Annotated in this window: 9 protein-coding genes; 5 read left to right on the top strand and 4 right to left on the bottom strand. The window is 71.0% G+C overall.

Features of this window, described 5'->3' with window-relative positions; genetic code table 11:
* The coding region (locus CCN72_RS31240) for a PH domain-containing protein (RefSeq protein ID WP_086811465.1) at positions 1 to 552 on the bottom strand (552 nt) is incomplete at its 3' end.
* A gap of 284 nt (positions 553 to 836) precedes the next feature.
* On the opposite strand from CCN72_RS31240, the gene deoC reads away from it, so the two are divergent.
* From deoC to CCN72_RS31225, 3 genes are read left to right on the top strand one after another with little or no spacing between them, the layout of a single operon-like run.
* A complete protein-coding gene (gene deoC / locus CCN72_RS31235) occupies positions 837 to 1,796 on the top strand; it encodes a deoxyribose-phosphate aldolase (protein WP_202442697.1) in 960 nt (319 codons plus the stop codon).
* A 5-nt stretch (positions 1,797 to 1,801) separates the two neighbouring features.
* Positions 1,802 to 3,250 (top strand): aldehyde dehydrogenase family protein, encoded by a 1,449-nt coding sequence (locus tag CCN72_RS31230; protein ID WP_086811462.1) that lies wholly within the window; start codon positions 1,802 to 1,804, stop codon positions 3,248 to 3,250.
* Positions 3,243 to 4,130 (top strand): aldehyde dehydrogenase family protein, encoded by an 888-nt coding sequence (locus CCN72_RS31225; protein ID WP_086811460.1) that lies wholly within the window; start codon positions 3,243 to 3,245, stop codon positions 4,128 to 4,130. The genes CCN72_RS31230 and CCN72_RS31225 overlap by 8 nt, the downstream gene beginning before the upstream one ends.
* 164 nt (positions 4,131 to 4,294) lie before the next feature.
* Here CCN72_RS31225 and CCN72_RS31220 read toward each other — a convergent pair whose 3' ends face one another.
* Both CCN72_RS31220 and CCN72_RS31215 read right to left on the bottom strand, forming a co-directional pair.
* Positions 4,295 to 4,900: a DUF6879 family protein gene (locus CCN72_RS31220; RefSeq protein ID WP_086811458.1), complete on the bottom strand. Its 606-nt coding sequence runs from the start codon at positions 4,898 to 4,900 to the stop codon at positions 4,295 to 4,297.
* On the bottom strand, positions 4,893 to 5,165 hold the full coding sequence (locus CCN72_RS31215) for a hypothetical protein (RefSeq protein WP_086811457.1): 273 nt from the start codon (positions 5,163 to 5,165) through the stop codon (positions 4,893 to 4,895). Before CCN72_RS31215 ends, CCN72_RS31220 begins: the two co-directional genes overlap by 8 nt.
* A gap of 116 nt (positions 5,166 to 5,281) precedes the next feature.
* On the opposite strand from CCN72_RS31215, the gene CCN72_RS31210 reads away from it, so the two are divergent.
* The gene (locus tag CCN72_RS31210) at positions 5,282 to 7,294 is read left to right on the top strand and encodes a tetratricopeptide repeat protein (protein ID WP_341868900.1); all 2,013 of its coding nucleotides are present in this window, start codon (positions 5,282 to 5,284) and stop codon (positions 7,292 to 7,294) included.
* A 161-nt stretch (positions 7,295 to 7,455) separates the two neighbouring features.
* Here CCN72_RS31210 and CCN72_RS31205 read toward each other — a convergent pair whose 3' ends face one another.
* The gene (locus tag CCN72_RS31205; RefSeq protein ID WP_086811455.1) at positions 7,456 to 7,860 is read right to left on the bottom strand and encodes a hypothetical protein; all 405 of its coding nucleotides are present in this window, start codon (positions 7,858 to 7,860) and stop codon (positions 7,456 to 7,458) included.
* Between the two features lie 127 nt (positions 7,861 to 7,987).
* On the opposite strand from CCN72_RS31205, the gene CCN72_RS31200 reads away from it, so the two are divergent.
* Positions 7,988 to 8,641, top strand: coding sequence for a uridine kinase family protein (locus CCN72_RS31200; RefSeq protein WP_232987526.1), 654 nt, complete (start codon positions 7,988 to 7,990; stop codon positions 8,639 to 8,641).
* Positions 8,642 to 8,726 lie beyond the last annotated feature (85 nt).

Here is an 8,726-nt window from a genome sequence, read left to right as displayed (position 1 = left end):
CTTGTCGCTCTCGGCGCGGGACGGTCCGGTGTCGTCGGCGCCGCGGGCGGCGAGCCCGGCGAAGCCGGCGCCTCTGGCACCGAGCCCCCCGCCGAGCCCGGCCGCGCCCCTCGCCGACCGCCGTGCCGCGGACGCCGCCCGCCGCTCGGCCTTCTTGCGGCCGCGCAGCGACACGGGAACGGCCCACAGCTGGTACTTGCCGCCGGACTTGGTGCGCACCTCGTTGGTGAAGCTGGAGCGCAGCGCCTCGACCTCGCTCCACGGCACGGAGATCACCCGGTAGGGGTTGCGGATCCGCAGCCGTTCCTCGTTGGCGAACACGGCCGGGCGCAGCGTGAAGGCGATCACCAGCGGCAGGACCAGGATCATCGTGGCCAGCGCGAGCCACGGGGTGCGGCCGTGGCCGTTGAACAGCGCGTCGCAGCCCAGCCAGGCGACGACCGCGAGCAGCAGCACGCCGCCCACGAGCCCCATGGGCGAGCGGTAGATCCGGTCCTTCACGGCGGGCACCGGAGGCGGCGACGCGGGTGGCTTGTTGTCCGGGGTCGTCATGGCCCCGATTGTGCATGACGACACGGCGGGCACCGCCATGTGCCCCGGCACCCGTATCCATACCCGTATCCATCCGTGATTCTCCGCTGTCCATCCGTGGTTCTCCGCGGTCCGCCGTGATCCTCCGTGACCCCTCGTGCTCTCCGAGCCACGGTCGGACCGCACGAGCCGTGAACCGGACCCGCACGAGCCACGAACGGGCGGCGCGCCGCTCCCCGTCCGGCGCCGAATCCGCCCCGGGGGTGTACAGCCGCTACGCGCGTAGATATGCTCGTCTGGTGACCATGCCCACCACTGCACCCCCCGCACATGCGCTCGCCGACGTCACCGCGTCCGACAGCACGCTGCGCCGCTTCCTGCACGGGCTGCCCGGCGTCGACACGGTCGGCCTGGAGGCGCGCGCCACGTCGCTCGGCACCCGTTCCATCAAGACCACCGCGAAGGCGTACGCCATCGACCTCGCCATCTCGATGGTCGACCTGACGACGCTGGAAGGCGCGGACACCCCGGGCAAGGTCCGGGCGCTCGGCGCCAAGGCCGTCCACCCCGATCCGACCGACCGCACCGCCCCGACCACGGCCGCGGTCTGCGTCTACCCGGACATGGTGGCCGTCGCCAAGGAGGCCGTCGCCGGTTCCGGCGTCAAGGTCGCCTCGGTCGCCACCGCCTTCCCGGCCGGCCGTGCCGCGCTCGACGTGAAGCTGGCCGACGTGCGGGACGCCGTCGCCGCGGGCGCCGACGAGATCGACATGGTCATCGACCGCGGCGCGTTCCTCGCGGGCAAGTACCTGAAGGTGTACGACGAGATCGTCGCCGTCAAGGAAGCCTGCGGGACGAGCGCCCGGCTGAAGGTCATCTTCGAGACCGGCGAGCTGTCGACGTACGACAACATCCGCCGCGCCTCCTGGCTCGGCATGATCGCCGGCGCCGACTTCATCAAGACCTCGACGGGCAAGGTCGCCGTCAACGCGACGCCCGCCAACACCCTTCTGATGCTGGAGGCGGTGCGCGACTTCCGCGCCCAGACCGGCATCCAGGTCGGCGTGAAGCCGGCCGGCGGCATCCGCACGACCAAGGACGCCATCAAGTTCCTCGTCCTGGTCAACGAGACGGCGGGCCAGGACTGGCTGGACAACCACTGGTTCCGCTTCGGCGCCTCCTCGCTGCTCAACGATCTGCTGATGCAGCGTCAGAAGCTGGCCACCGGCCGTTACTCCGGCCCCGACTACGTGACGGTGGACTGATCACCATGGCACCCGCATCCGCATCCGCATTCGAGTACGCACCGGCGCCCGAGTCCCGCTCCGTCGTCGACATCGCGCCGTCCTACGGTCTGTTCATCGACGGCGAGTTCACCGACGCGACCGGCGGCAAGGTCTTCAAGACCGTCTCGCCGTCCACCGAAGAGGTGCTGTCGGAGGTCGCCGAGGCCTCCGAGGAGGACGTCGACCGCGCCGTGAAGGCCGCCCGCAATGCCTTCGAGAAGTGGTCCGCGCTGCCCGGCGCCGAGCGCGCCAAGTACCTGTTCCGCATCGCCCGGATCATCCAGGAGCGCAGCCGCGAACTGGCCGTCCTGGAGACGCTGGACAACGGCAAGCCGATCAAGGAGACCCGCGACGCGGACCTCCCGCTGGTCGCGGCCCACTTCTTCTACTACGCGGGCTGGGCCGACAAGCTCGACCACGCCGGCTTCGGTGCGAATCCGCGGCCGCTGGGCGTAGCCGGCCAGGTCATCCCGTGGAACTTCCCGCTGCTGATGCTGGCCTGGAAGATCGCCCCGGCGCTCGCGACCGGCAACACGGTCGTCCTGAAGCCCGCCGAGACCACCCCGCTGTCCGCCCTGTTCTTCGCGGACATCTGCCGCCAGGCGGGCCTGCCCAAGGGCGTCGTCAACATCGTGACCGGTGACGGCCGCACCGGCGCCGCCCTGGTCGCGCACCCGGACGTGAACAAGGTCGCGTTCACGGGCTCGACGGCGGTCGGCAAGGCGATCGCGCGGACCGTGGCCGGCACGCGCAAGAAGCTCACCCTCGAACTCGGCGGCAAGGGCGCGAACATCGTCTTCGACGACGCCCCGATCGACCAGGCCGTCGAGGGCATCGTGAACGGCATCTTCTTCAACCAGGGCCAGGTCTGCTGCGCGGGATCGCGCCTGATCGTCCAGGAGTCGATCCAGGACGAGTTGCTGGACGCGCTGAAGCGCCGCCTGTCCACGCTGCGCCTCGGCGACCCGCTGGACAAGAACACCGACATCGGCGCGATCAACTCCGCGGAGCAGCTGGCCCGGATCACCGCGCTGGCCGACGCGGGCGAGGCGGAGGGCGCCGAGCGCTGGTCCCCCGCCTGTGAACTGCCGGACGCCGGTTACTGGTTCGCGCCGACGCTCTTCACGAACGTCACCCAGGCCCACACCATCGCCCGCGAGGAGATCTTCGGCCCGGTGCTGTCGGTCCTCTCCTTCCGCACCCCGGACGAGGCGGTCGCCAAGGCGAACAACACGCAGTACGGCCTGTCGGCGGGCATCTGGTCCGAGAAGGGCTCCCGCATCCTGGCCGTCGCGAGCAAGCTGCGCGCCGGTGTCGTCTGGTCCAACACGTTCAACAAGTTCGACCCCACCTCGCCGTTCGGCGGTTACAAGGAGTCGGGCTTCGGCCGCGAGGGCGGCCGCCACGGCCTGGAGGCGTACCTCGATGTCTGACGCACGACTTTCCGTCTTCAAGACCTACAAGCTGTACGTGGGCGGCAAGTTCCCGCGTTCCGAGAGCGGTCGGGTGTACGAGGTGACGGACCCGAAGAACAACTGGCTGGCCAACGCCCCGCTGTCCTCCCGCAAGGACGCCCGGGACGCGGTGGTCGCGGCGCGCAAGGCGTTCGGCGGCTGGTCCGGCGCGACCGCCTACAACCGCGGTCAGGTCCTGTACCGGGTCGCGGAGATGCTGGAGGGCCGCCGCGAGCAGTTCGTGCGCGAGGTGGCCGAGGCGGAGGGCCTGTCGAAGTCCAAGGCCGCGGCCGTGGTGGACGCCGCGATCGACCGCTGGGTCTGGTACGCCGGCTGGACCGACAAGATCGCCCAGGTGGTCGGCGGCGCGAACCCGGTCGCGGGTCCGTTCTTCAACCTCTCCTCCCCGGAACCGACGGGCGTGGTCGCCGTACTCGCCCCCCAGGACTCGTCCTTCCTGGGCCTGGTCTCGGTCCTCGCCCCGGTGATCGCCACCGGCAACACGGCCGTCGTCATCGCCTCCGAGAAGGCCCCGCTCCCGGCGCTCTCCCTCGCCGAGGTGCTGGCCACGTCCGACGTACCGGGCGGCGTCGTGAACATCCTCTCTGGCCGCCCGTCCGAGATCGCACCCTCGCTGGCCGCGCACCAGGACGTGAACGCGATCGATCTCGCGGGCGCGGACGAGGAGTTGGCCAAGGACCTGGAGATCGCCGCCGCCGACAACCTGAAGCGCGTACTGCGCCCCCAGACCGTCGACTTCACGCAGACCCCCGGCATCGAGCGCCTGACGGCCTTCCTGGAGACGAAGACCGTGTGGCACACGACGGGGGCGCTGGGCGCGTCGGGTTCGTCGTACTGAGCCTCACAAGACGTACGAGCCGTACGAGGCCCACAAGACGTACGAGCCATACAAGCCGTACGAGCCGTACGGAATCGAGCCTCAGCAGGCCGAGAGCCGCGTTTCCCTCCACCGGGGAACGCGGCTCTCTCCGCGTCGTCCCCCTGCCTGCCCAGGGCTGCGGCCTACTCCACGACCGGCGGTGCCAGCGGGGCGATCTCCCTGTCGAAGAAGTCGTGGAAGCCGTCCCCGCGCTCGTACAGCGCCTCGAACCCGGCCGATGTCTCGCGGATCAGTGCCGGGTCGGTGAAGCGGTTGGCGCCGGCCGCGTTGCCGTTGTCGTAGACGACCTCGTACATGGCGACCTCGCCGAGGATCACCACCTCGGGGACGGGGCGGTCCTGCTCGATGTCCGAGATCTTGCGGGCGTCGAGCACCTTGATGTGATCACCCAGCTCCACCCGCATCCGCAGGACATGGAGCTCCCACTGCACATACGGCGTCACGGGGAACTCCACCACGCGCAGGCGGCGTTCGAGGATGCCCAGCCGCGCCGCCTCGCGGAACTGCCGTTCATAGCCCTCGCGTTTCTCCTGGACGAGGGACAGTGCCCGGTCCCATTCCCCGGCGGCGAAGGCCTCCCAGCTGGCGAACCCCCTCTCCTTGAACTCCTGTCCTCGTTCGAGCTTGTTCATATGGCGGATTCCGCTCGCCCGGACCCGCCAGAAGTCCGCGTGGTACGTGGGGCGGTCCAGGCGTTCCGAAACGCCGTGCGGGAATGAGTCAAACATTCGGGATATCCGGTTTCGCCGCGATCAACATGTTCCTCGGGATGACTACGAGCCGCTCGTCCGCTCCGATCGAGACCCCCGTCGGCAGCTTCCGCCCCAGGGACTCCGTGAGGTCCCGGCCGACGACGGCGATATCGCCGTTCTCGAGCTCCCAGATGTCGGGGCAGTCGGGGTTGTCGGTGGTGTTCCCCAGTTCCTGCGGTGACTTCCCGAGCCGTCGTTTGAACGTGGTGGCCGGATCGGCTTCCCACGGCCTGTTCGCCATACCGTCGTCCCCCTACGATCAAGCCGGACCGGCACACTTGGCACTCAGCGTAGCGACTCGGCTTCGTTCAGCGAACCATCGATTCTGGTCAGGGGTGAGCTGTGGGGACGGACGCCATGGACGGCCATGCAGAGGACCACGGCCGCATCTACCAGACGTCCGGCGACCAGCACATCACCGAGCATCACCACTACGGCGACGAGCCGGCCACGCCCTGCGGCCCGGACTCGGTGCGCCGTCCGGCGGTCGGCCGGCCCCCGGTCGTCCTGCGGGACCGTACCGAGGTGCTGGAACGGCTTCGGGCAGGCGTGCGTACGAGTCGCACCGGAGAGGTCTATGTGCTCCACGGCATGGGCGGCTGCGGCAAGACCGCGGTCGCCTACACCCTCTTCCAGCAGGCGATCGGCGAAGGCGGCAGGGTGGGTCTGTGGGTCAGCGCCGCCGATCGCGCGAGTCTGCGCGCCGGGATGCTCGCGGTCGCGGCCGACCGCGGCGCCGACGACGGTGAGCTGCTGGCCGCCCGCAACGGACTGCGCCCCGCCGCCGATCTCGTCTGGCAGTATCTCGACCGCTCCGCCGAGCCCTGGCTGCTGGTGCTGGACAACGCCGACCAGCCCGAGATTCTCCGCGACGGCAGTTGGCTGCGCACCAGCCCCGGCGGCACGGTCGTCGTGACCACGCGCCGGTCCGCCTCCCACTGGTGGCCGGGCGCGGAGTTGCAGCACATCGGTGTACTGCCGCGTGCGGATGCGGCGCGGGTGCTGTGCGACCTCGCCCCGCACAGCGGCACCCCGGACGAGGCGGCCGAGATCGCGGAACGGCTCGGGCGGCTGCCGCTCGCCCTGACGCTGGCGGGCGGCTTCCTCTCCCAACAGGTGCTCGACCCCTGGACGATGGACACGTACGGGCGCCATCTGGACGAAGGGGAACGGGTCGAGCTCATCGACCAGGGCGCCGACGCCCTCTCGGAGCGGGATCCGCGGCGCATGGTGGGCCTGACATGGCAGCTGACCCTCGACGCGTTCGAGGCCCGGGGGCTCAGCGAGGCGACCGCGCTGCTGAGGCTGCTGTCCCGTTTCGCCCCCGAACCACTGCCGCTGTCGGTGCTCAACCGGGCCGAGATCGACGGCATCCTGCCGCGCGCCCGCTGCGAGATCGCGCTGCGCGCCCTTCTCGACCAGTCGCTGACCGAACTGGTGGACATCGGGGTGCGGTGTGCGCAGAGCCACGGGGTACTGCTCGACAGCGTCGCGGCGGCGACACCGGCGGACCGGAAGCCGGTGCTCGACACCACGGCCGTACGCCTGCTCGACGCGGCCGTCCCCGCCGTCCCCGACGCGGGCCCGGACGACCCCTCGCTCCGGATGCTGGTGCCCCACGGACTCGCCCTGCTGCGGCACGTCCAGGAGCCGGAACCCCTGGCCGCCGCGCTGACCGCTGTGACCCGGCTGTCCGTCGCCCTGCACCGCACCGGGGACTACCTGTCCGCCTGGGAGACCGCCCGGACCGCGGCGGACCTCGGTGAGCGGCGGCTCGGCCCGGACCATCGTCTTGTGCTGGCCGCCCGCTCCAGAACCGGCCGGGCCCTCTTCCGACTGGGCCGGTACGCCGAGGCCGAAGCGCTGCTCGCGCCCGTTCACGCCGCCCAGAAGCGGCTGTTCGGGCCTCACGATCCCGACGCCCTGGACAGCGGCTTCGGCCTTCAGCTCGTCCTCGGGAACACCGGAAGGCGGGACGAGGCCATCGCACTCCTACGGGCCGTCACCGCCGGCCGCCGCGCGGCGCTGGGCCCCGCCCACCCCCTGACCTTGCGCTCCCGCTCGGGCCTGCTGGTCCTGCTGTCCCCGGCGGACGTCGTCACCGAGGAGGACGGGGCGCCGCTGTCCCTGCCCTCTCAGTGCGTCCGGTCCCTCGGCCCCGACCACACCGTGACGCTCGGCGCCCACCACAACCACGCCTGGGCGCTGTACCAGTTGGGCCGTTTCGAGGCCGCCGACCAGGAGATCCGACGGGTCGCCGAGGCGTCCGGCGGCGCTTCGGCCCCGACCACCCGTTCGTGCTCTCGGCCCAGCAGCTTCTCTCCCGGACCCAGGTCGCCTGCGGTCGCCTGGACGCGGGGATCGCGCTGATGACCGATGTCGTGGCCAGACGGGAGCGCGGACTGGGTCCCGCTCATCCGTTCACGGTGGACAGCCGACGCGTGCTGAGTGACTTCCGGTCGGGGAACCCGCGGCCACCCCGGGTGTGACAAGGCGTACCGGGTGCGGGACTTCTCGGGCGGCTGGACGCCTCAGTGACTCAGCCCCGCCAGCACCTGTCCCACCACCGGAAGGCTCCCCAGGGACTGGGCCTCCGCGATCGGGGCGGTCAGCATCTGGGAGCCCACGGGCTTGAAGTCGGCGACCTGGGTGCCCACTCCGTTGTCGAGGGGATCGACGCCGGTGCCCGCGAGAGGGTTGGGCTTGAGGCCGGCGACCGGGCCGGTGACGTAGCCGACCGTGCCGGTGAGGACCGTGAGGCCCGCCTCGGGGTCGATGTTGCCCAGGGAGGTCGGCCGCCACGGCACGTGCACGAGGGGTGCGCTCGTGTCCGCCTGGGCCGTCGCCGCGCCCGCGCCCAGCGCCGCGCCGGCGGTCACGAGGGCGAACAGGGCACGGCGCGCGGTGGGGTGCTGGGGCTTGCTGTGTCGGGCCATCGCTGGTGCCACCTTCTGGTGCGCAGGGTAATGATGTCGCGACACAGGGTAGTTGAGAGGTGACCCGCGCTTCAAAAGCGAACCGCGGGGTCGGCAGGCGGCGCGCCATGCGTCAAACTGGTGTTCCGTGAGCATTCATCCCCCGTCCCCCGCCCGTGTCGTGCTGCTGTGCGGCCCCTCGGGTTCGGGCAAGTCCCTGGTCGCCGCCCGTTCCGGGCTGCCCGTCCTGCGTCTGGACGACTTCTACAAAGAGGCCGACGACCCGACTCTGCCCCTGGTGGAGGGGAGTTCGGACATCGACTGGGACCACCCGGACTCTTGGGACGCACAGGTCGCCCTCGACGCCATCAGCCGCTTGTGCGCCACGGGTTCGACGCCGGTGCCGGTGTACGACATCTCGCTCAGCGCCCGTACCGGCGAGGAGACGCTGCGGCTGGACCGTACGCCCCTGTTCATCGCGGAGGGCATCTTCGCCGCGGAGATCGTCGAACGCTGCCGGGAACTCGGTGTCCTCGCCGACGCGCTCTGCCTGAACCGCGGCGCGGTCACCACCTTCCGGCGGCGCTTCGTGCGCGATCTGAAGGAGGGCCGTAAGTCGGTGCCGTTCCTGTTGCGCCGCGGCTGGCGGCTGATGCGCGCGGAGCGCACGATCGTCGCCCGCCAGGTCACGCTGGGCGCACACCCCTGTGACCGGGACGAGGCCCTCCGCCGGCTCGCGGTCGCCGAGTGGGCCGGCAAGTACACCACCGCCGGACGGCGGCACCGGGAAGCGGAGCGGTAGAGGACGCGGTAGAGCACACAGGGAGGAACCGAAGAGGGGCCGCCCGGACCCCCCGGTCCGACCAGCCCCTCTTCGGTTCCTCCCT

The sequence above is a fragment of the Streptomyces murinus genome (assembly GCF_002154555.1).
In the GTDB taxonomy this organism is placed as follows: domain Bacteria; phylum Actinomycetota; class Actinomycetes; order Streptomycetales; family Streptomycetaceae; genus Streptomyces; species Streptomyces murinus.
This window is presented reverse-complemented; position numbering and strand designations above follow the sequence as displayed.